The sequence below is a fragment of the Achromobacter sp. 77 genome (assembly GCF_020541125.1).
Classification (GTDB): domain Bacteria; phylum Pseudomonadota; class Gammaproteobacteria; order Burkholderiales; family Burkholderiaceae_B; genus Achromobacter; species Achromobacter mucicolens.
The window spans coordinates 1349070-1369204 of sequence record NZ_CP059848.1 but is presented as its reverse complement, the minus strand read 5'-3'; the positions used below and the strand labels follow the sequence as shown (position 1 = coordinate 1369204).

The window sequence follows — 20135 nt, the reverse complement described above, 5'->3', positions numbered from 1 at the left end:
CCCGGCCGCCTACCGCAGCAGACGGCCCACCGTCTCGACCACGCGCCGCACGTCCTCGGCCGACACGTCCAGGTGCGTCACCAGGCGGGTCGGACCCCCGTAGACGGCGCGCATCAGGATGCCTTCCTTGCCCAGCGCCTCGGTCAGCGCGTCGCAGCGCGACGGCTCGAACCGCGCGAACACCATGTTGGTGTCCTGGCTCAGCACGTCCACGCCCGGGATGGCGCGCAGGCCTTCGGCCAGCAGGCGCGCATTGTCGTGATCCTGGGCCAGCCGTTCGACGTTATGCTCCAGCGCGTACAGGCACGCGGCCGCCAGCACGCCCGCCTGGCGCAGCCCGCCGCCCAGCATCTTGCGCCAGCGATGCGCGCGTTCGATCAGTTCCTTGCTGCCGACCAGCACCGACCCGATCGGCGCGCCCAATCCCTTGGAAAAGCAGATGGACACCGTATCGAAGGGCGCGCAAAGCTCGGCCACGGGCTTGCCGCTTGCGACCGCTGCATTGAACACGCGCGCGCCATCCAGGTGCGTGCCAAGCCCTTGCTCGCGCGCCCACGACGTGGCCGCCTGGATGTAGGCGGCCGGGATCAGCTTGCCGTGAAAGGTGTTCTCCAGCGCAAGCAGACGCGTGCGCGCAAAGTGCGGATCGCCATTGGGCTTGACGGCCGCGGCCAGCTTTTCCAGCGGCAGAGATCCGTCGGGCGCGTGCTCGATGGGTTGCGGCTGGATGCTGCCCAGCACCGCCGCGCCGCCGCCTTCGTATTTGTAGGTGTGCGCAAGCTGGCCGACCAGATATTCGTCGCCCCGCTCGCAATGCGCCATGAGCGCGGCCAGGTTGCTTTGCGTGCCCGACGGAAAGAACAGGCCGGCGGCCTTGCCGGTGCGTTCGGCCAGGGTTTTTTGCAGGCGGATCACGGTGGGATCGTCGCCCATCACGTCGTCGCCCACGGGGGCAGTGGCCATCGCCTGCAACATGGCGGCGCCGGGCCGGGTGACGGTATCGCTACGCAGATCAATCATGAAGGTTCCAGGAAAACGGGAAAACGGGAAGTCGGAAGGGTCAATCGGCTTTCGCTGCCGGCGCCGCGCGGCTGACGACAAAAATGCCCGCCAGGATCAGCGCCATGCCGCCCAGCTCGACCGGCGTGGGCCGCTCGGACAGGAATGCCCACGCGAGCAGCATGGCGACGACCGGCACACCGAGGCTGGACAGGCCGGCGATCGACGCGGGCACCCGGCGCACGACCTGCAGCCACAGCAGCCAGCCTGCCGCGGTGGCGATCAGCACAATGTATGTCATGCCGGCCCAAAGCTGCCAACCCCAATGGGCGGGCATCTGCGGCACCAGCCAGGCCACGGGCGTCATGACCAGGCCGCCGAACAGCATCTGCCACGCCGTGAACGTCATCACATCCGGCGCGTGGTGATCGAACATGCGCTTGGACAACACCGTGCCCACGCCCCAGCACAGGCCGCTGCCCAGGCCCAGCAGCACGGGGCGGATGTCGCCCAGGCCGTTCCAGGGCTCGACGAAACAGACCAGCCCGACAGCAGCCAGCGCGATGCCGGCCGCGTGGCGGGCGGTGGGCCGCTCGCCCAGCAGCCACCAGGCAAACAGCACCACCCAGAACGGCATGGTGTACGCCATGAGCGACACCTTGCCCACCCCGCCGTCCACCAGCGCGGTCTGCACGAAGCCCTGGAATCCCGCGGTCTGCGTCAGGCCGATCAAGAGGGTCAGTTTCCAGGGCGGCATCGACAGCGGCCGGCGCGTTGCGATCGCCAGCGCGAAGAGCACCAGGCTGCCCACCACGTAGCGCAGCGCCACGAAGTCGAAGGGGCCGATGTAGGGGACGATCAGCTTCATCGCAATCCAGCTACCGGCCCAGACCAGGATGGTGCTGAACATCAGGGCAAGCCCTGCGCGATCGAAACTGCTGCTCACGAGTGTGGCTCCATGCAAGGGGATCTGGCGATCAGGAATGAAGACGCCCGTGCCGCAACATGCCGGCACGGGCGTCTTCATTATGCGCCTGTCGCGATGCAAATGGCCGGTGGGATCCGGCCCGATGCGACTACAGCGGCTTGGAGAGCTGCTCCAGGATGGCGGGATTTTCCAGCGTCGAGACGTCCTGCGTCACTTCCTCGCCCTTGGCGACCACGCGCAAGAGGCGGCGCATGATCTTGCCCGAACGCGTCTTGGGCAGATTGTCGCCAAAGCGGATGTCCTTGGGCTTGGCGATGGGGCCGATCTCGCGGGCCACCCAGTCGCGCAATTGCTTGGCGATGGCCTGGGCCTCCTCGCCCTCCGGACGCGAACGCTTGAGCACCACGAAGGCCACCACGGCCTCGCCGGTCGTGTCGTCGGGACGGCCCACGACGGCGGCCTCGGCCACCATTTCGTGCGCCACCAGCGCCGATTCGACTTCCATCGTGCCCAGGCGGTGGCCCGACACGTTCAGGACGTCGTCGATGCGCCCCATGATCCAGAAGTAGCCGTCCGCATCGCGCTGCGCGCCATCGCCCGCCAGGTAATAGCCGCGCAGTTCGGCCGGGAAGTAGCTTTTCTTGAAGCGCTCCGGGTCGCCCCAGATGTTGCGGATCATGGCCGGCCATGGACGCTTGATGACCAGGAAGCCGCCATTGCCCTTTTCGACGTCGCCGCCGGTTTCATCGACGATGGCCGCGGCAATGCCCGGCAGGGGCAGCGTGCAAGAGCCCGGCTTGGTGGGCGTGGCGCCCGGCAGCGGCGTGATCATGTGGCCGCCGGTCTCGGTCTGCCACCAGGTGTCCACGATGGGGCAGCGCTCGCGGCCCACGTTCTTGTGATACCAGATCCACGCTTCGGGATTGATGGGCTCGCCCACCGTGCCGATGATGCGCAACGAGTCCAGGTCGAAATTCTTGGGGTGCGCTTCCGGCGTGGCCTCGGCAGCCTTGATCAACGAACGGATCGCGGTGGGCGCGGTGTAGAACGTGGTGACCTTGTGGCGCGCGATCATGTCCCAGAAGCGGCCGGCGTTCGGATAGGTGGGCACGCCTTCGAAGACGATCTGCGTCAGGCCGGCGGCCAGCGGACCGTACGTGATGTACGTGTGGCCGGTGACCCAACCCACGTCCGCGGTGCACCAGTAGACGTCGTCCTTGCGCGCGTCGAAGGTCCATTTGACGGTCAGCAGCGCCCACAGCAGGTAGCCGGCGGACGAATGCTGCACGCCCTTGGGCTTGCCGGTCGAACCGGAGGTGTACAGGATGAAGAGCGGGTGCTCGGCGTTGACCGGAACCGGCTCGCAGGTGTCGGGCTGGCCGTCCTCGACCTCGTGCATCCAGAGGTCGCGGCTGTCGTTCCATTGCACCTTGCCGCCCGTGCGGCGGTACACGACGACCTTCTTGACGGCCTCGCAGCCGCCCATGGCGATGGCCTCTTCGACGGCGGGCTTGAGCGGGATGGTCTTGCCGCCGCGCACCTGTTCGTCGGCGGTGATGATGAGCGAGGCGCCCACGTCGACGATGCGCTCCTGCAGGCTCTTGGCCGAGAAGCCGCCGAACACCACCGAGTGCGTCACGCCCAGGCGCGCGCAGGCCTGCATGGCCACCACGGCTTCGATGGACATGGGCATGTAGATGATGGCGCGGTCGCCCTTCTTGTAGCCCAGCGCCGCCAGCCCGTTGGCGAAGCGGCACACGCGCGCCAGCAGTTCGCGGTAGGTCACCTTGTTGACCTTGCCGTCGTCGGATTCGAAGATGATGGCGGTCTTGTCGGCGTTGCCGTTGGTCAGGTGCACGTCCAGGCAATTGGCCGAGACGTTCAGTTCGCCGTCGCCGAACCAGCGGTAGAACGGCGCGTCGGATTCGTCCAGGACCTGCGTGAACGGCTTGGTCCATTGCAGATTGTCGCGGGCCTGGCCGGCCCAGAATCCGTCGAAGTCGTTCTCGACCTGCGCGCACAGCGCGTTATAGGCGTCCATGCTGGGAATCGCGGCGCCCTGCGCGGCGCGCTCGGGCGGCGGAAACACGCGGTTTTCCACCAGGACGGACTGAATAGCGTTCGACATGATCTTGTCTCCAAACGGTGATTCTGTTGTTTATGCTGCTTTTTTATTACCCACCTGCAACCGTATCGCCGCGCTCTTACGGGCACCTTACGCAAAATGCGGGCCGGAGCCCGCAGATTGACGAGGCCCAAGGCGATGCGTCTGCGCCGGATCCGGGCAGGAAGACGCCCCAAGGCGCCAACCGGGCAGCATGCACAAGCCAACGGCGCGCCGTCACGCGGCGCGCCAACAATGCCAAGCAATCAGCATGCGCCGCCGCATCGAAACGCGCCGGCGCAAGGCAGTCCATAAGGATAGCAGCCGCATCAGGCTTGACGAATACGGCGTTCAGCCGGTCTGCCGGGCGAGGCCGCGTTTCATGTCCACCCGCGACAACAGGGCCAATCCTCCGACGAAGAACAACCCTGTGACGAGGATGGCCAGGCGGTGATTGCCGTCCGTGCCCCACGTCACCAGCCCGTACGTCAACGGACCGATCACGGCGGCAAGCTGCACGGCAAAGGTCCACAGCGAATAGAACTCGGCCAGCCGTCCCGCGGGCGCCAAGGCGCCGGTCATGGCGCGGCCCGCGCTTTGCGTGGTGCCCATGCACAGCCCCGCCAGCGCGGCCGCCACCCAGAACACGGGCGCGGTCACGGCCGAGTAGGCCACCAGCACCATCACGATCCACCCGGCCAGCGTGATGGCCAGCGCCGGTTTGTGGCCGATGCGGTCCTGCACGTAGCCGAACGAAAACGCCCCCGCCGCCGCGCCGATGTTCACCGTGAACACCAGCAGCATGATCTGCGGCGTGGTGAAGCCCATGACTTCGGACGCATACACGGCCGCCAGCGTGATCACGACGGAGATCCCGGCCTGGTAGCAGGCAATGCACATCAAGAGGCGGCGGAATTCCGGAAAGTGCAGGCCCGTTTCACGCCAGGCGTACGCCAGCCGCTTTAGCATGTGCAGCGCGGCCGGATTGCCCGGCTGCGGCCGAGCGCGCTCGCGCAGCAGGAAGAACGACGGCAGCGCCGCCAGCGCAAAGACAGACGCAGTGACCACGATGACCCACGGCACGAATTCTTCGGCGGTGGCGCCGCGGGCCTCGGCCAGCGTCACCACGACGAGCGACAGGCCCAGCGTCAGCATGCCGCCGCAATAGCCGAAGCTCCAGCCCCAGCCCGACACGCGGCCCAGTGCCTGCGGCCGCGCCAGTTCGGGCAGGAAGGCGGCGACCACGGATTCACCGACGCAATAGCAGTAGTTGGAGACGACGATGGCGGCCAGCGCGAGCCACACGTCGCCGGGTCCGGCCTGCGTAAGCACCAGCGTGGCGGCCACGCAGCCGATCGTGCTGGTGTAGAGCAGCCGCCGCTTGCTGGCCCGCGCATCGGCGCGCGCGCCCAGCGTGGGCATGGTCAGCATGATGAGCAGGTACGACAGCGACAGCGCCGCCGTCCAGGCCAGCGTGGCCCACGAGGCGCGGCCGCCCACCACGCCGACGAAATAGGTGCTGAAGACCGCCGTGAGGATCACGGTGGTGTAGCCGGAGTTCGCGAAGTCGTACATGGCCCAGGCCAGGACTTCGCGGCGGGTGACGCCCGGGTTCAGCGGACCGTCGCCCGCCCCCCGGGGGTCCTGCGCGGAAACGCCGGCAGGCGTTTCCGGCGGCTGCGCCTGGCTCATAGGCCCAGCGCGGCGATGCCTGCTTGTGCGATCTGCACGTCTTCGGTCGACTTCACGCCCGAGACGCCCACCGCGCCGATGACCTGGCCGTCGGCGATGACCGGAACGCCGCCCTCAAGCATGCCTTCGATCAGCGGCGCCGACAGGAACGAGTAGCGGCCGTTGTTGATAAGTTCTTCGTAGATGCGCGATTCGCGGCGGCCCAGCGCGGCCGTCTTGGCCTTGGCGGGCGCGATGTGCGACGAGATGGGAGCCGCATCGTCCAGTCGCAGCATGCCCAGCAGATGGCCGCCATCGTCGGTCACGGCGATGGTGACGGCCCACTTGTTCTGCAAGGCGTGTGCTTCGGCCGCGGCCAGGATCTTTTTGACGTCGTCGGCGCTCAGCACGGGTTTGGTTTTCATTGCAGTGACTCCTTGATCTGTTCGAGGGCGTTAGGGTCTTCCATGGTGGTCAGGTCGCCGGGATCGCGCGACTCGCATACCGCGACGATCGCGCGGCGCAGCACCTTGCCGGAACGGGTCTTGGGCAGGGCGCCCACGAACCGGATCCTGGCCGGCCTTGCCACCGCCCCAAGCTGTTCTTCCACCAGGCGCATGATATCGCCTTCCAGCTGCTTTGCCGCTTCCGGCGTGTCGGCGCCGGCGGGATTCTTCAGCACGGCAAACGCCATGGCGACCTGCCCCTTCAGCGGGTCGGCCACCCCCACCACCGCGCATTCGGCAATGCCGCTGTGGCTGTTGACGGATTCCTCGATTTCGCGCGTGCCCAACCGATGTCCCGCCACGTTGATCACGTCGTCCGTGCGGCCCAGGATGAACCAGTAGCCGTCGGCGTCCACCCGCCCCCAGTCGAAGGTCGAATACACCTGCCGGCCCGGAATCGACGTGAAATAGGTCTCGACGAAGCGCGCGTCGTCACCCCAGATGGTGGACATGGCGCCGGGCGGCAGCGGCGGCACGATGGCCACCACGCCCTTCTGCTCGGGACCCAGGTCTTCGCCCGTGGACTCGCTGACGATGCGCGCATCAAAGCCGTAGACCGGGAACGAGGGGCTGCCGAACCGGGTGGGGACTTTTTCGATGCCGGGCTGCGCCGACAGGATTGGCCAGCCCGATTCCGTCTGCCAGTAGTTGTCGATGATGGGCTTGCCCAGCCCTTCGGAGATCCATTGCGCGGTCGGCTCGTCCAGCGGCTCCCCGGCCAGGTAGACCGCGCGCAGGGTGGACAGGTCATGCCGCTTGAGCAGCGCGGGATCCTGGCGCTTGAGCACGCGTACGGCCGTGGGCGCCGAGAAGAGCGTATTCACGCCGTACTGCTCGACCAGCTTCCAGAGGATCGCGCCATCCGGGCGCACGGGCGTCCCTTCGTACAGGATGGTCGATTGCCCGCCAATGAGCGGTCCGTAGACGATATAGGAATGCCCCACCACCCAGCCGATGTCGCTGGTGCAAAAATAGGTGTCGCCAGGTCGGCCGTTGAACAGGTATTCCATGGACGAGGCCAGCGCCACGGCGTAGCCGCCGGTGTCGCGCTGCACGCCCTTGGGACGGCCGGTGGTCCCGGAGGTGTAAAGGATGTAGCTGGGCTCGGACGATTCCAGCCATTCGACGGGCACCCGGGCGCCGCGGTGGCGTTCGCGCAGCGTCGCGTAGTCCAGGTCGCGCCCGGCCACCGGCTCGAACGGCGCCAGACCGCGATCGAACACCACCACCGACGCGGGCGGCGACTTGGCCAGGCCCAACGCACGATCCAGCAGCGGCTTGTACGGCACGACCTTGCCGGCGCGCGAGCCGCCGTCCGTGCACACCACCACCTTGGGCGCGGCGTCGTCGATGCGCTGCGCGAGGTTCACGGATGCAAACCCGCCGAACACCACCGAGTGGACCGCGCCGATCCGGGCGCACGCCAGCATCGTGAATACCGCTTCGGGCACCATGGGCATGTAAAGCAGGACCCGGTCGCCGCGCCCCACCCCCAGTTCGCGCAGCATGGCGGCGGCGGCGTTCACTTCTTCAAAGACGTCCTGCCGCGTATAGACCTGTTCGCGATCCACTTCCGTGGACACCCAGATGAGGGCCGGCTTGTCCGCCTGCGTGGGCAGCCAGCGGTCTACCGCGTTGTGGCACAGGTTGGTGCGCCCGCCCACGAACCACTTGGCGAAGGGCGGACGCGAGAAGTCCAGCACACTGTCAAATGGCGTTTCCCAGTGAATGCGCGTGGCCTCTTCGCGCCAGAACGCGTCGCGGTCATGAACCGAGCGATAGTGGAAATCCCGGGTTCTTTGCATGTTTGTCTCCTGGTATTGTTCATAGGCCTTAAGGCTGATTGATTTTTTGTCTAATCTTTTCAGCCATTCTGGTAGGCAAACCTTGCACGAGGCTTGCCGCAAGTCAAAAAATTCTTCCAGATGTCCACGCTGCATGGATATTTAGGGCCGTTACGTCACGAATCGGCCTTAAAAGTTTGGTAGAATCCCCGCGAAGTTGCACATAATTGTTGAATTTGCTGACATTTCGGCCCCATCCGCGGCTAAAGCGCGGGTTTTTGCTGTCATTCAGTGATTCATCCCCAGGCGAATGCATCGACACTCCAACCCCGCGCGATTCAATTCAACCACTGGCCATGCAAAGCGCGGTCTGCGCATGCTCGCGTTGGTTGCTTGCTTTGCGGGACTGGCCGGTTGTGCAAGCACTAGTCAAAAGTCAACCGCCCATACGTCCGAGATCGATCCCTACGAGATGGAATGGGTTGCCACCGCCGATGACCCGATCGGCATGCTGGTGGTCCAGAAATTCAAGCGTGAACGCCAGCGCACCCATTCGGGTGTCGGCAGCGACAACGCCATGGTCAGCGAAGCCCTGAATCACCTGGGCATCCGCTACCGCTTCGGCGGCAGTACCCCCGAAACCGGCTTTGACTGCAGCGGCCTGGTCGCTTACTCGGCCGAACGCGGTTTGGGCCTGAAGCTGCCCCGCAACGCCGCCGAAATCGCCCAGCAAGGCGTGGCCGTCGCCAAGAACGAACTGCAGGTCGGCGACCTCGTCTTCTTCAACACGATGGGCCGCCGCTATTCCCACGTTGGCATCTACCTGGGCGACGACCGCTTCGTGCATTCCCCCAGCGCCGGTGGCGTGGTGCGCGTCGAAAGCATGACCATGGCCTACTGGTCCAAGCGCTACAACGGCGCCCGCCGCCTGGACAACACCCTGATGGCGTCGGCCCGCGCGTCCAACTGACCGCCCTGCCAGCCCCCGCCCGTCTTCTGGGCAACATCTTCGCACGCAGGCCAACCTGCCGCCATCGTCCAAATGCAAAACGCCGCCCGACTTTCCGTCCGGCGGCGTTTTTGTTTTTTCTCTTCGCGGCGATCAGGCCGCAGGCCGTATCGGCCTCCCCAGTTTGTCTTGGATGCGCGGCAAGACGCGTCCCGTCAATGAACGGTGCCGGCGCGCGGGCACAGGCCGCATTGCTGCAGGGCTTGCTGCATGCTGCACACGGAACGGCGACAAGCCACGACCCGGATGCCGCCGCGCTGCGCCGCGTTGCGGAAGGTCTTCATGACATTGTGGCCAAGAAAATCGGTCAGCAGAATGACCAGTTGCGTGCCGGAAGGCAGTTGCAACGTCTTCTTTTGATGCGAGGGATCGCGCCCGCTGATGTGATGCGTGATCGAGATGTTGTGACCTTTTAGCAGATCGGGAATATTGCCGAGGCGGTCGGCGCCCACTACCACTGCACTAAGTCCTGCCGTCATGATTTACCTCACTGGGTCGTTGAGCCTGGATGTAATGATAATGATTCCTATTTTTTCGTCAACTTAAATGAGATCAGTTCTTATTTAATTATTTTTATGAGCTTGTCGAATGGGATAGCCATCTCACCCCTTCTCCCCGAAGAACAGGCAAAAAAAACGCGACGTCTTGAAGACGTCGCGCCTTGTCGCGCTCCTTGCGGCGATGCGTACTACTTCGGCGTGCCCTGCACCGCGTCGGTGACGACGGCCCGGGTCAGCGACGGCGCCAGCATCTCCAGGAAGGTGTAGACGTAGTCGCGCAGGAACACGCCGGCCTTCACGCCCACGCGCGTGGTATGCGTGCCGAACAGGTGTCCCACGGGCAGGCCGACCAGACTCGAGTCGCGGCGCGGATCATAGGCAACGCCCGCGATGATGCCGATGCCCAGGCCCACGTCCACGTAGGTCTTGATCACATCGGCGTCGATCGCTTCGAGCACGATGTCCGGATGAATGCCCTGGTTGGCGAAGATCTCGTCGATCGTGCTGCGGCCGGTAAAGGCCCGGTCGTAGGTCACGATGGGGTATTCGGCCAGTTGCGCCAGCGACAGGCGCTTGGCGGCGCTGGAGGTCAGCTCGGCCAGCGGATGATCGGGCCGCACCACCACCGTGTGCTCCCACGCGTAGACCGGCAGCGTGGCCAGGCCCGGCGTCAGCGCCAGCGACTCGGTCGCCAGCGCCAGATCCGCCTGTTCATGCAGCACCATCTCCGCCAGTTGGGCGGGGCTGCCCTCGGCCAGCGACAGGTGAACCTTGGGGAACTGCTTGCGGAACGCGGGGATCACGCGGGGCAGCAGATAGCGCGCCTGCGTGTGGGTGCAGGCAATGACCAGGCCGCCCTCGTCGCGGCGTGCGAATTCGTCGCTGACTTTTTTCAGGTTGTCGACCTCGCGCATGATGCGATCGATCACCTGCGACACGGCCAGGCCGGGCTTGGTCAGCCCCTTGATGCGCTTGCCATGACGTTCGAAGATCTTGATGCCCAGCTCGTCCTCGAACTCGATGATGGCCTTCGAAACGCCGGGCTGCGACGTGTAGAGCATCCGGGCGGCTTCAGTCAGGTTGAAGTCGCGCCGGATGGTTTCACGCACGAAACGAAATTGCTGGAGGTTCATTAATTGGCCCCTGATAGACCGGCCAATTATAAGTAATAAGAACGCCTTGCTATATGAATTATCGATATAAGCTTAGGAGCAAGGCGTCCCTCTTTCAGCGCATCGAGATCGTCGTGTTCACGGTCTTGGCGTGTGCCGACCAGCGCGCGGTCACCGTCTTGGTCTGCGTCCAGAACTGCACCGCCTGCTTGCCGTTGGGGCCCAGGTCGCCCAGCTTGGAGCCACGCGAACCCGTGAAGCTGAACCACGCCACCGGCACGGGGATCGGCACGTTGATGCCCACCTGCCCCACGTCGATGTTGTTCTGGAAGTAGCGCGCCGCGCCCCCGTCCTGCGTGAACAGCGCGACGCCGTTGCCGTTGGGGTTGCGGTTGATGAACGCCACCGCGTCTTCCAGGGTCTCGACCCCGACGCAGCACAGGACCGGCCCGAAGATCTCTTCCGTGTAGATGGTCATGTTCTCAGCGACGCCGTCGAACACGGTCGGGCCGACGAAGTTGCCTTCCTCGAAGCCGGCCACCTTCAGGTTGCGGCCGTCCAGCAGCAGCTTGGCGCCTTCGTCCACGCCCTTCTGGATCAGGCTTTCGACGCGCTTCTTGGCGTTGGGCGACACCAGCGGACCCAGGTCGGCTTCGCGATCCGTGCCCGCGTTGACCTTGAGCTTCTTGGCGCGCTCGACGAAGTCGGGCAGCCAGTTGCGGGCTTCGCCTACCAGCACCGCCACGGACGAGGCCATGCAGCGCTGGCCTGCCGCGCCAAAGGCGGCGCCCAGCAGCTGGTTCAGCGCCACTTCGGGATCGGCATCCGGCAGGACCACGCAGTGGTTCTTCGCGCCCATCATGGACTGGCAGCGCTTGCCGGCGGCTGACGCGCGGTTGTAGATCTCGGTGCCCACGCGGGTCGAGCCGATGAACGACACCGCCTTGATGTCGGGGTGCTCGCACAGGCCGTTGGCCGTTTCGGGACCGCCGTGCACCACGTTCAGCACGCCCGGCGGCAGGCCGGCTTCCAGCGCCAATTCCGCCAGGAACAGCGACGACGTCGGATCCTGCTCAGAAGGCTTCAACACGAACGTGTTGCCGCACGCCACGGCGATGGGGAACATGAAGCACGGCAGCATGACCGGGAAATTGAACGCGGTGATGCCCGCGCACACGCCCAGCGGCTGAATCAGGGTGTAGACATCGATGCCGGACGCCGCGTTCTCCGCGTATTCGCCCAGTTGCAGGTTGGCGATCGAGCAGGCGTGCTCGACCACTTCCAGGCCACGGCCGACTTCACCCTCGGCGTCCGGCAGCGTTTTGCCGTGTTCGCGGGTGATCATCTCGGCCAGCTTGCCGGTATTGGCGCGCAGCAGTTCCTGGAACTTGAGCATGACGCGCATGCGCGTGCCCTGCCCGGCGTTGCGCCAGGTCTTGAAGGCCTCCTTGGCGTTGGAGACGGCCAGGTCCAGTTCTTCACGCGTGGCGAAGGGCACCTTGGCAACGACCTCCTGGGTGGCGGGGTTGATCACGTCTCGCCATTCGGTGGTTTTGGACTGCACAAGCTTGCCGCCGATCAGTAGCGGAACGCGCGGGACTTCACTCATTTTGTTGCTCCTCACACTGCGTAGTCGATGCGGATGAAAATCCGCGTTCTTGGATCGAGCCGCGCCCGCGGGACAGCGCCCGCGGGCTTGGCGCTATTTCTTCACCAGCGGGCAGGTCGAATCGGCCAGGGGCTGGAAGGCTTCGGCCGCCGGAATGGTGGCCACCAGCTTGGAATAGTCCCAGCCACCCTTGGAGTCCGCGGGCTTCTTGACTTCGTACAGGTACATATCGTGGATCACGCGGCCGTCCGGGCGGATCGACGCATTGCGCATGATGGGATCCTTGATGGGGATCTCGCGCATCTTGTCGGCGACGACCTTGCCGTCGGTGCTGTTGGCGGCGGCCACCGCGCGCAGGTAATGCAGCACGCTGGAATACACGCCCGCCTGCGTCATCGTGGGCTTCAGGCCGCGGAACGCCTTCTCGAAGCGCCCCGACCACTCACGCGTGGCGTCGTCGTAATCCCAGTAAAAACCATCCACGTAGGACAGCCCCTGCGCGTTCTCCAGGCCGAGCGCACGCAGGTCCGACAGGAAGATCAGCAGGGAAACCAGCCGCTGCCCGCCTGCCACGATGCCGAACTCGCGCGCCTGCTTGACCGCATTGACGGTGTCCTGGCCGCCATTGGCCAGCGCCACCACCTGCGCCTTGGAGCTCTGCGCCTGCAGCAGATAGGACGCGAAGTCGGGCGCGTTCAGCGGGTGGCGCACATTGCCGGCCACCGTGCCGCCCAGCGCCTTCACCGCCTTGGCCGTGTCGGCTTCCAGCGAATGGCCGAACGCGTAGTCGACGGTGATGAAGAACCAGGACTTGCCGCCCTCGCGCACGGTGGCCTTGGCGCCGCCCGCGGACTGCGAGTAGGTGTCGAACATCCAGTGAAAGCCGACCGGCGAGCAGTCCTTGTTGGTCAACGCCGTGGTGGCCGGGCCGGAGAACATCACGACCTTGTTCTTTTCGCGGGCAATGCCCTGCACGGCGAGCGCGACTGCGGAATTGGTGAGGTCGGCAATGGCGGTGACGCCGTCGCGGTCGAACCATTCGCGTGCCCGGGCGGCGCCCACGTCGGCCTTGTTCTGGTTGTCCGCGGACACCAGATCGATCTTCATGCCCTTGCACTCCGCGGCCAGGCAGTCGTCGATGGCCAATTGCGCCGCCGCGACCGAGCCTGCGCCCCCCATGCCGGCGTAAGTGCCGGACATATCCGTCAGAATGCCGATCTTCACTGGCGGCTTGTCCGCCGCCTGGGCCTGCCCAAGTAAACCGGCGCCCAGACACAAGCCTGCGGCGAGCCCGCGTGCGTGCAATTTCATGGATTTGTCTCCTGAGTTTTTATGCGCTGAGTAGTAGCGTTGTGGCGCCGTCTTCGCGGCCTGCGGTCCCAGGGCATAGCCCAAGGCCAGCCGAACCAGTGTAGATGTGTGAAAATCAACAAGCAACACCAGAAATGCACATTCCTTGTGCATTCATGCACATACAAAAATGTCGCCGGCGCAACATGCTGCCGGGGGCCTGGAGCGACGGATCTTGCTTGATTGGGACAGCCTGCGGTATTTCCTGGAAGTGGCCCGCACCCAGCGCGTCAGCGCTGCGGCGCGCAAGCTGGGCGTGGAGCACACCACCGTGTCGCGCCGGATCCGGGCGCTGGAAACCGAGCTGGATACGCTGCTATTCGAGAAGTCGCGCAGCGCGGGGTTCGTGCTGACGGACGACGGCCAGCGCCTCTTCGTCCACGCCGAGCAAATGGAAAGCGTGGTGCACACGGCGCGCGAAAACCTGTCCGGCATCGGACAGGCGTTGTCGGGTCACCTGCGCATCGGCGCCACCGAAGGCTTTGGCAGCTACGTGTTGACCCCGCTCGCGGCCGACTTCCAGCGGCGCTATCCGCACATCACGCTGGACATCCTGCCCGTGCCGCGCTTTGTCAGCCTGTCCAAGCGCGAAGCCGACCTGGCCATCACCATCGAACGGCCGCAGCGCGGCCCGTACGTGTGCAGCAAGCTGTGCGACTACACGTTGCGGCTGTACGGCACGCCGGGTTATCTGGCCAACCATGCGCCCATCACTCGCCGCGAAGACCTGGCGGATCACACGTTCATTGGCTATGTGGACGAGCTGTTGTTCAGCGAGCGCCTGCGCTATCTGGAAGACCTGCTGCCGGCAAGCAAGGTGGTGTTGCGCAGCACGAGCGTCGTGGCCCAATACCACGCGGCGCTGCAAGGCCAGTCGCTCGCCATCCTGCCGTGCTTCATCGCGGCACAAGATCCGCGGCTAAAGCCGGTGCTGGAAGACGAGATCGCCATCACGCGCTCGTTCTGGATGTATTGCCATGAAGACCTGCGCAAGCTCAAGCGCGTGACCGCGCTGTGGGAGTTCATCCGCAAATCGGTCTTGAAAAACGCCGACCTGCTGGCAGGCCGGCGCGGGACGATGAAGTATCTGCCCTGACAGGCGCGCATGACGGCGCCTGTCTTGCTAGGTGTTGTTCTTGGGCGCCTTGACGCGCAGGCGGCGCATCAGCAGGAAGACGGTCAACAGCGCAACGGCGCCGTGGATGGCCCATACCCCCAGACCGAAACTGAGCTTGCCGTTGGAGATCCAGGCGCGCGACAGGTTGATCAGGTTCATGTAGAGCAGACCGACCAGACCGGCGATGAGCAGGTCGCCCGAACGCCCCAGCCGCGGATTCACCGCGCCAAGCGGAATGGCCAGCAGCGCAAGATTCAGCGCCGCAAGCGGCAGCGAAATCCGCCACATCACCTGGGACCAACTGCTGTTGGTGTTGTCCTCGACCAGTTGCGGCGTGCTGCGCGCCTTCGAGGAACGCTCTGCCGCCGCGCGGGCCTCGGCCACCGGGTCGCCGCCCCCCTTGCTTTCCAGGCGCAGGCCGTATTTTTCGAAGTGCACGAGGCGCAACGCCGGCGTGCCAGGCTTCAGGTCGTAGCGATGCCCTTCGCCCAGCACCAGGAAACGGTCGCCGTTGGGCAGGGTTTCGATATGCGCGCTGCTCGCGGTCAGCACGCTCAGCCATTCGGGACCGATCTCACGCGCAAACACATTGCCAAGTTCGTCGGTGGGATTGACCGGGTCTTCGGCAAAGAACACGCGATTGCCGCCCGAAGACTCGGCGAATTGGCCGGCCGTGACCTTGGACAGGTCCGAGCGCTGCTCGAAGCGTTCGTGGTATTCGCCGATCTGGCGGTAGGCCCAGGGCGAGGCCACCAGCGTCAGCCCCGCCACGGCGATCGCGACGGGCACCGCCACGCGCAGCACGGGCTTGAGCCAGTCGGCCAGCGACAGGCCGCTGGCAAACCACACCACCATTTCGGATTCGCGGTAGTTGCGCGTGACCGTGGTCAGCACGGCAATGAAGATCGAGACCGCCAGAATGGTCGGCAGCGCGGTGATGGTAGAGAGCGCGGCAAGCACCACCACCACGTCCGCTCCGATGTTGCCTCCCGCGGCCTCGCCGAGCAGGCGCACGAGAAGCACGCTGAGCCACACGACGAGCAACGTGGAAAAGACAACGCCAGCGTGACTGGTGATCTCGCTGACGACAGAGCGTTTGAATAGAGACATGGGAGAATATGCGGGATAATCGACCGCATCATACACAGACGCACACGGGAAACCCTCATGGAATTTAGCACACAGACCACTGCTTCCCTGCACCAGGTCAAAACCGCCGCCCTCGCCGTCGGCGTGTACGCGGACGGCGTGTTGAGCCCCGCCGCCGACATCATCGACCGCGCTTCCAATGGCGCCGTCCGTGCGGTGGTCAAAAGTGAATTCCGCGGCCGCGCCGGCTCGACCCTGACGCTGCGCACGCTGCCGGGCGTCTCCGCGCAGCGTGTCGTCCTGGTTGGCCTGGGCAAGCAGGATGAATATTCGGCCCGCACTCACGCGTCGGCCGAACAGGCATTTGCCTCGGCCTGCGTCTCGGCCCAACTCACCGAAGGCGTGTCCACGCTGGTCGCCAACCCCATCGCCGGCATCGACGTCATTACGCGCGCCCGCAGCGCCGCGATCGCGGCCGGCGGCGCGGCCTACTACTACGACGCAAGCTTCGGTAAGCCCGACCGCGACGCGCGCCCCAAGCTCAAGAAGATCGTGCAGGTCGTCGAGCGCGCCGACGCCACGCAAGCCCAGAAAGGCCTGCGCGAAGGCAGCGCCATCGCCAACGGCATGGAACTGACCCGCACGCTGGGCAACCTGCCGGGCAACATCTGCACCCCCACCTACCTCGGCGACACCGCCAAACGCCTGGCGCGAGAATTCAAGTCGCTGAAGGTCGAGGTCATGGACCGCAAGCAGGTCGAAGCGCTGGGCATGGGCTCGTTCCTGTCCGTCGCCCGCGGCTCCGAGGAAGCGCTGCGCTTCATCGTCCTGCGCCACGCCGGCGCCAAGACCGCCAAGAAGGGCGCCAAGTCCGCGCAAGGCCCGATCGTGCTGGTCGGCAAGGGCATCACGTTCGACGCCGGCGGCATCTCGCTCAAGCCCGCGGCCACCATGGACGAAATGAAGTACGACATGTGCGGGGCCGCCAGCGTGCTGGGTTCGTTCCGCGCCCTGGCCGAACTGGAACTGCCGCTGGACGTCGTCGGCCTGATTCCCGCTTGCGAGAACCTGCCCAGCGGCAAGGCCAACAAGCCGGGCGACGTCGTCACCAGCATGGCCGGCCTCACCATCGAGATTCTGAACACCGACGCCGAGGGCCGCCTGGTCCTGTGCGACGCCCTCACCTACGCGGAACGCTTCAAGCCGTCTGCCGTGATCGACATCGCCACGCTGACCGGCGCCTGCGTCGTCGCGCTGGGTAACGTCAACACGGGCCTGTTCTCCAAGGACGACGCGCTGGCTGACGCCCTGGCGTCGGCGGGCCGCCGTGCGCTGGACACCGCCTGGCGCATGCCCATGGACGACGCCTACCAGGAACAGCTCAAGTCCAATTTCGCCGACCTGGCCAACATCGGCGGTCCGCCGGCCGGCGCCGTCACCGCGGCGTGCTTCCTGTCCCGCTTTGCCAAGGCTTACCCCTGGGCGCACCTGGACATCGCCGGCACAGCCTGGCGCGGCGGCAAGGACAAGGGCGCGACCGGCCGTCCGGTGCCGCTCCTGATGCAATACCTGCTGGACCAGGTTTGAAGCGACTGACGCCGAACGCCCCATGACGCGCATCGATTTCGCATTCGGCGCGCCCGACCGCCTGCGCATGGCCTGCCAGGTCGTGCGCAAGCGCGTCCTGGCAGGCCAGCGGCTGGTGGTGTACTGTAAAGACGGTTCGCGCCTGGCGGCGTTCGACCGGATGCTGTGGGCGTTCGACGACACGGCGTTCGTGCCGCACGTATTGGCAAACGACCCCCTGGCCCCTGAAACGCCGGTGGTGCTTACCGCCGGAGAGCCGCTGCAGGCCTTGCAGGCGGCAGGGCAGCCCGATCAGCCGCAGCCCTGGCTGCTGAATCTGGACGACGATTGCCCGCCCGGCTTCGACGCTTTCGAACGCCTCCTTGAAATCGTCTCGGACGATCCGGACGACAAGCAGGCGGCCAGGCAGCGCTGGCGCACCTACCAGACGGCCGGTCATGTGCCGCAAAGCCACGACCTGAGCCGCAAGGCCCAAGACGGCTGAACCGTCCCCCCACGCGCGCCCGCGCGCCGCGTCCACCAGAATCTCGGGAGTTTCCATGCCCGCTCGCACACCCGACCCCGGCATCCCCACCCTGACTCATCGCGCCGAGCCCTCGTTCCACGACCCGGCGGACGACGACGCCGATGCGCCGCTCTTGACCGAACTGGCCGACGAGGCCGGCCCGGTTTACGAGCACGACCCGTTCCCCGTGCTGACGGATGTGGCTGACGACGACGGGCCTGCTGCGCCAGCCGCCAGCCCGGCGCCGACCGCGTACCAGCCCCCGCCCGCCGCCTCTGCACTGCGCGCCCTGCCGGACGCCACCGTGCTCGCCGCCCGCTTGCAGGCCGAGGTGGAACAGGTCATGCGACAGGCACTTGCCGACGCCGTGAGGCAATTACAGGCACGCATGGATGCGGAATTGCCTGCTATCGTTTCCCGTGTGCTCAATGAGGTCAGGCAAGGCTGACTGGATTCTTCAGGGAACTGTAAGGTATCCTTCGCATCTAAGCCTTCTAGGCAATCACCATATTTGCCGTATACAGGAGTTCTCCATGAACGAATATCGTCCGTCCCCTTTTAACCGTTCCGGCGCGGTCGCCGGCGCGCCGGGCGAGGTCGCTCGCAACCAGGTCCTGCGCAATACGTACTGGCTCCTTGCCCTGTCGCTGATCCCGACGGTCCTGGGCGCGGCCGTCGGCCTCTACACCGGCATCAACCGCGTCATGGGCGCCAGCCCCGGCCTGTCGGCCATCGTCTTCCTGGTCGGCGCCTTCGGCCTGATGTTCGCCATCGAGAAGAACAAGAACAGCTCGCTGGGCGTGGTCCTGCTGCTGGCCTTCACGTTCTTCATGGGCGTCATGCTTTCGCGTCTGCTTGGCTTCGTGATGGGCATGAGCAACGGTTCGCAGCTCGTCATGACGGCGTTCGGCGGCACCGCGATCGTGTTCGGCACCATGGCCACCCTGGCCACGACCATCAAGCGCGATCTGTCGGGGCTGCAGAAATTCCTGTTCATCGGCGCGGTCGTGATCCTGGTGGCGGCACTGGCCAACATCTTCCTGCAACTGCCGGCCCTGATGCTGACCATCTCGGTGCTCGCCATCGTGATCTTCTCGGCGTTCATGCTGGTGGACCTGCAACGCGTGGTCAACGGCGGTGAGACCAACTACGTCTCGGCCACCCTGGCCATCTACCTGGACGTCTACAACGTCTTCTCGAACCTGCTGATGCTGCTGGGCATCTTCGGCGGCAACCGCGAGTAACGCGGCGTCGTCAGACCAGCACCGAAAGGGCCTGCATGCACATGTAGGCCCTTTTTCATTGGGCCGCCCCCTTTCCTCTTGAATAGCCGGAGCCTTGCCATGCCTGACCGCCGCCGCTTCCTGCAGACCACCGCCAGCGCAGCCCTAATGGGGGCCGCGTGGCCGGCATGGGCAGCCACGCCGGGGCAGGCCATGCTAAAGCGCCCGATTCCGTCGTCGGGCGAGACCCTGCCCGTGGTGGGACTGGGCACCGCGGACACGTTCAACGTGTCGCCCGGCGACGCCGCGGCCATGGCGCCGCTGGCCCAGGTGCTTGAAACGCTCATGAAGGCGGGCGGCAGCCTGATCGACACGGCGCCCAGCTATGGCCAGGCCGAAGCCGTCACCGGCGCCCTCGTGGCCCGCGAAGGCGGCCTGCGCAAGCGCGTGTTCCTGGCGACCAAGGTCAGCACGCGCGGCCACGAATCCGCGATGCGCCAGGTCCGGGAGTCGCAACAGGCGCTGCGCAGCGACAAGCTGGACCTGATCCAGGTCCATAACCTGATCGACACCCGCAACCAGCTCGCCTTGCTGCGCGATCTGAAACAGCAGGGCGTGACGCGCTACATCGGCATCACGCATTACACGGACCATGCGCACGACGACCTGACCGAGCTGGTCGAAAAGGAAAAGCCCGATTTCCTGCAGGTGAACCTGTCGATCGCCTCGCGCAGCGCCGAAAAACGCCTGCTGCCCGCGTGCCAGGCCAACGGCGTCGCGGTGTTGATCAACCGGCCGTTCGAAGACGGCGCGCTGTTCCGCCAGGTCAAGGGCGTGGCGCTGCCCAAGCTGGCCGCCGAGATCGATTGCACCTCCTGGGCGCAGATCTTCCTGAAATTCATCATTGGCCATCCCGCCGTCACGGCCGTCATCCCCGCCACGTCCAAGCCCGCCAACATGGCGGACAATGCGCGCGCCGGCTTTGGCCGCCAGCCCGACGCCGCGCTGCGCGACCGCATCGCCGCACTGCTCGCCTGACGCG

At 65.6% G+C, this 20135-nt stretch carries 18 protein-coding genes; 7 read left to right on the top strand and 11 right to left on the bottom strand.

The features are described 5' to 3' along the window. Nucleotides 1–9: 9 nt before the first annotated feature. From ltaE to H4P35_RS06165, 6 genes are all read right to left on the bottom strand, one after another. Entirely contained in the window at nucleotides 10–1020 is a 1011-nt protein-coding gene (ltaE, locus tag H4P35_RS06190; protein WP_226848427.1) for a low-specificity L-threonine aldolase, read from the bottom strand. 40 nt (nucleotides 1021–1060) lie between these two features. Continuing rightward, on the bottom strand, nucleotides 1061–1909 hold the full coding sequence (locus tag H4P35_RS06185) for a DMT family transporter (RefSeq protein ID WP_226849442.1): 849 nt from the start codon (nucleotides 1907–1909) through the stop codon (nucleotides 1061–1063). 166 nt (nucleotides 1910–2075) lie between these two features. Beyond that, nucleotides 2076–4055 carry an acetate--CoA ligase gene (gene acs, locus H4P35_RS06180; protein ID WP_056321994.1) on the bottom strand — a complete coding sequence of 660 codons (1980 nt, stop codon included), beginning with the start codon at nucleotides 4053–4055 and terminating at the stop codon, nucleotides 2076–2078. Nucleotides 4056–4382: 327 nt separating this feature from the next. Next, nucleotides 4383–5723 (bottom strand): MFS transporter, encoded by a 1341-nt coding sequence (locus tag H4P35_RS06175; protein ID WP_226848426.1) that lies wholly within the window; start codon nucleotides 5721–5723, stop codon nucleotides 4383–4385. Next, nucleotides 5720–6127, bottom strand: a complete 408-nt coding sequence (locus tag H4P35_RS06170; RefSeq protein ID WP_056321988.1) for a heme-binding protein — start codon at nucleotides 6125–6127, stop codon at nucleotides 5720–5722. Before H4P35_RS06170 ends, H4P35_RS06175 begins: the two co-directional genes overlap by 4 nt. Beyond that, nucleotides 6124–8013 carry a propionate--CoA ligase gene (locus H4P35_RS06165; RefSeq protein ID WP_255616265.1) on the bottom strand — a complete coding sequence of 630 codons (1890 nt, stop codon included), beginning with the start codon at nucleotides 8011–8013 and terminating at the stop codon, nucleotides 6124–6126. The genes H4P35_RS06170 and H4P35_RS06165 overlap by 4 nt, the downstream gene beginning before the upstream one ends. Nucleotides 8014–8302: 289 nt before the next feature. On the opposite strand from H4P35_RS06165, the gene H4P35_RS06160 reads away from it, so the two are divergent. Then, entirely contained in the window at nucleotides 8303–8962 is a 660-nt protein-coding gene (locus tag H4P35_RS06160; protein ID WP_056321982.1) for a C40 family peptidase, read from the top strand. Nucleotides 8963–9156: 194 nt separating this feature from the next. Here H4P35_RS06160 and H4P35_RS06155 read toward each other — a convergent pair whose 3' ends face one another. The 4 genes from H4P35_RS06155 to H4P35_RS06140 form a co-directional block, all read right to left on the bottom strand. Then, on the bottom strand, nucleotides 9157–9480 hold the full coding sequence (locus tag H4P35_RS06155; RefSeq protein ID WP_035212827.1) for a DUF2325 domain-containing protein: 324 nt from the start codon (nucleotides 9478–9480) through the stop codon (nucleotides 9157–9159). 209 nt (nucleotides 9481–9689) lie between these two features. After that, nucleotides 9690–10634, bottom strand: coding sequence for a CysB family HTH-type transcriptional regulator (locus tag H4P35_RS06150; RefSeq protein WP_226848425.1), 945 nt, complete (start codon nucleotides 10632–10634; stop codon nucleotides 9690–9692). Between the two features lie 94 nt (nucleotides 10635–10728). Further along, nucleotides 10729–12222: a CoA-acylating methylmalonate-semialdehyde dehydrogenase gene (locus H4P35_RS06145; protein WP_056321975.1), complete on the bottom strand. Its 1494-nt coding sequence runs from the start codon at nucleotides 12220–12222 to the stop codon at nucleotides 10729–10731. Between the two features lie 93 nt (nucleotides 12223–12315). After that, nucleotides 12316–13533, bottom strand: coding sequence for an ABC transporter substrate-binding protein (locus H4P35_RS06140; protein ID WP_063955259.1), 1218 nt, complete (start codon nucleotides 13531–13533; stop codon nucleotides 12316–12318). A 214-nt stretch (nucleotides 13534–13747) separates the two neighbouring features. Here H4P35_RS06140 and H4P35_RS06135 point away from each other — a divergent pair, with 214 nt between their 5' ends. Further along, the gene (locus tag H4P35_RS06135; RefSeq protein WP_226848424.1) at nucleotides 13748–14668 is read left to right on the top strand and encodes a LysR family transcriptional regulator; all 921 of its coding nucleotides are present in this window, start codon (nucleotides 13748–13750) and stop codon (nucleotides 14666–14668) included. Between the two features lie 27 nt (nucleotides 14669–14695). On the opposite strand, the gene lptF is transcribed toward H4P35_RS06135, so the two are convergent. Then, nucleotides 14696–15799, bottom strand: coding sequence for an LPS export ABC transporter permease LptF (gene lptF, locus H4P35_RS06130; protein ID WP_226848423.1), 1104 nt, complete (start codon nucleotides 15797–15799; stop codon nucleotides 14696–14698). Nucleotides 15800–15856: 57 nt separating this feature from the next. Here lptF and H4P35_RS06125 point away from each other — a divergent pair, with 57 nt between their 5' ends. From H4P35_RS06125 to H4P35_RS06105, 5 genes are all read left to right on the top strand, one after another. Then, entirely contained in the window at nucleotides 15857–17365 is a 1509-nt protein-coding gene (locus H4P35_RS06125; protein WP_128827676.1) for a leucyl aminopeptidase, read from the top strand. Between the two features lie 22 nt (nucleotides 17366–17387). Next, complete coding sequence (locus H4P35_RS06120; RefSeq protein ID WP_180099051.1) at nucleotides 17388–17849, top strand: DNA polymerase III subunit chi; 462 nt, start codon at nucleotides 17388–17390, stop codon at nucleotides 17847–17849. A 55-nt stretch (nucleotides 17850–17904) separates the two neighbouring features. Further along, the gene (locus H4P35_RS06115) at nucleotides 17905–18318 is read left to right on the top strand and encodes a hypothetical protein (RefSeq protein ID WP_226848422.1); all 414 of its coding nucleotides are present in this window, start codon (nucleotides 17905–17907) and stop codon (nucleotides 18316–18318) included. Between the two features lie 85 nt (nucleotides 18319–18403). Then, nucleotides 18404–19114 (top strand): Bax inhibitor-1/YccA family protein, encoded by a 711-nt coding sequence (locus H4P35_RS06110; protein ID WP_056321955.1) that lies wholly within the window; start codon nucleotides 18404–18406, stop codon nucleotides 19112–19114. Nucleotides 19115–19213: 99 nt separating this feature from the next. Next, nucleotides 19214–20131, top strand: a complete 918-nt coding sequence (locus H4P35_RS06105) for an aldo/keto reductase (protein ID WP_180099049.1) — start codon at nucleotides 19214–19216, stop codon at nucleotides 20129–20131. The last annotated feature ends 4 nt before the right edge of the window (nucleotides 20132–20135 follow it).

Bases quoted from the DNA above. Each gene is read 5' to 3' on its own strand.
- H4P35_RS06170 (WP_056321988.1), bottom strand. From the start codon at position 6,127: ATGAAAACCAAACCCGTGCTGAGCGCCGACGACGTCAAAAAGATCCTG.
- H4P35_RS06105 (WP_180099049.1), top strand. From the start codon at position 19,214: ATGCCTGACCGCCGCCGCTTCCTGCAGACCACCGCCAGCGCAGCCCTA.
- lptF (WP_226848423.1), bottom strand. From the start codon at position 15,799: ATGTCTCTATTCAAACGCTCTGTCGTCAGCGAGATCACCAGTCACGCT.
- acs (WP_056321994.1), bottom strand. From the start codon at position 4,055: ATGTCGAACGCTATTCAGTCCGTCCTGGTGGAAAACCGCGTGTTTCCG.
- H4P35_RS06120 (WP_180099051.1), top strand. From the start codon at position 17,388: ATGACGCGCATCGATTTCGCATTCGGCGCGCCCGACCGCCTGCGCATG.
- H4P35_RS06160 (WP_056321982.1), top strand. From the start codon at position 8,303: ATGCATCGACACTCCAACCCCGCGCGATTCAATTCAACCACTGGCCAT.
- ltaE (WP_226848427.1), bottom strand. From the start codon at position 1,020: ATGATTGATCTGCGTAGCGATACCGTCACCCGGCCCGGCGCCGCCATG.
- H4P35_RS06185 (WP_226849442.1), bottom strand. From the start codon at position 1,909: ATGTTCAGCACCATCCTGGTCTGGGCCGGTAGCTGGATTGCGATGAAG.
- H4P35_RS06140 (WP_063955259.1), bottom strand. From the start codon at position 13,533: ATGAAATTGCACGCACGCGGGCTCGCCGCAGGCTTGTGTCTGGGCGCC.
- H4P35_RS06155 (WP_035212827.1), bottom strand. From the start codon at position 9,480: ATGACGGCAGGACTTAGTGCAGTGGTAGTGGGCGCCGACCGCCTCGGC.
- H4P35_RS06115 (WP_226848422.1), top strand. From the start codon at position 17,905: ATGCCCGCTCGCACACCCGACCCCGGCATCCCCACCCTGACTCATCGC.
- H4P35_RS06165 (WP_255616265.1), bottom strand. From the start codon at position 8,013: ATGCAAAGAACCCGGGATTTCCACTATCGCTCGGTTCATGACCGCGAC.
- H4P35_RS06110 (WP_056321955.1), top strand. From the start codon at position 18,404: ATGAACGAATATCGTCCGTCCCCTTTTAACCGTTCCGGCGCGGTCGCC.
- H4P35_RS06125 (WP_128827676.1), top strand. From the start codon at position 15,857: ATGGAATTTAGCACACAGACCACTGCTTCCCTGCACCAGGTCAAAACC.
- H4P35_RS06150 (WP_226848425.1), bottom strand. From the start codon at position 10,634: ATGAACCTCCAGCAATTTCGTTTCGTGCGTGAAACCATCCGGCGCGAC.
- H4P35_RS06175 (WP_226848426.1), bottom strand. From the start codon at position 5,723: ATGAGCCAGGCGCAGCCGCCGGAAACGCCTGCCGGCGTTTCCGCGCAG.
- H4P35_RS06145 (WP_056321975.1), bottom strand. From the start codon at position 12,222: ATGAGTGAAGTCCCGCGCGTTCCGCTACTGATCGGCGGCAAGCTTGTG.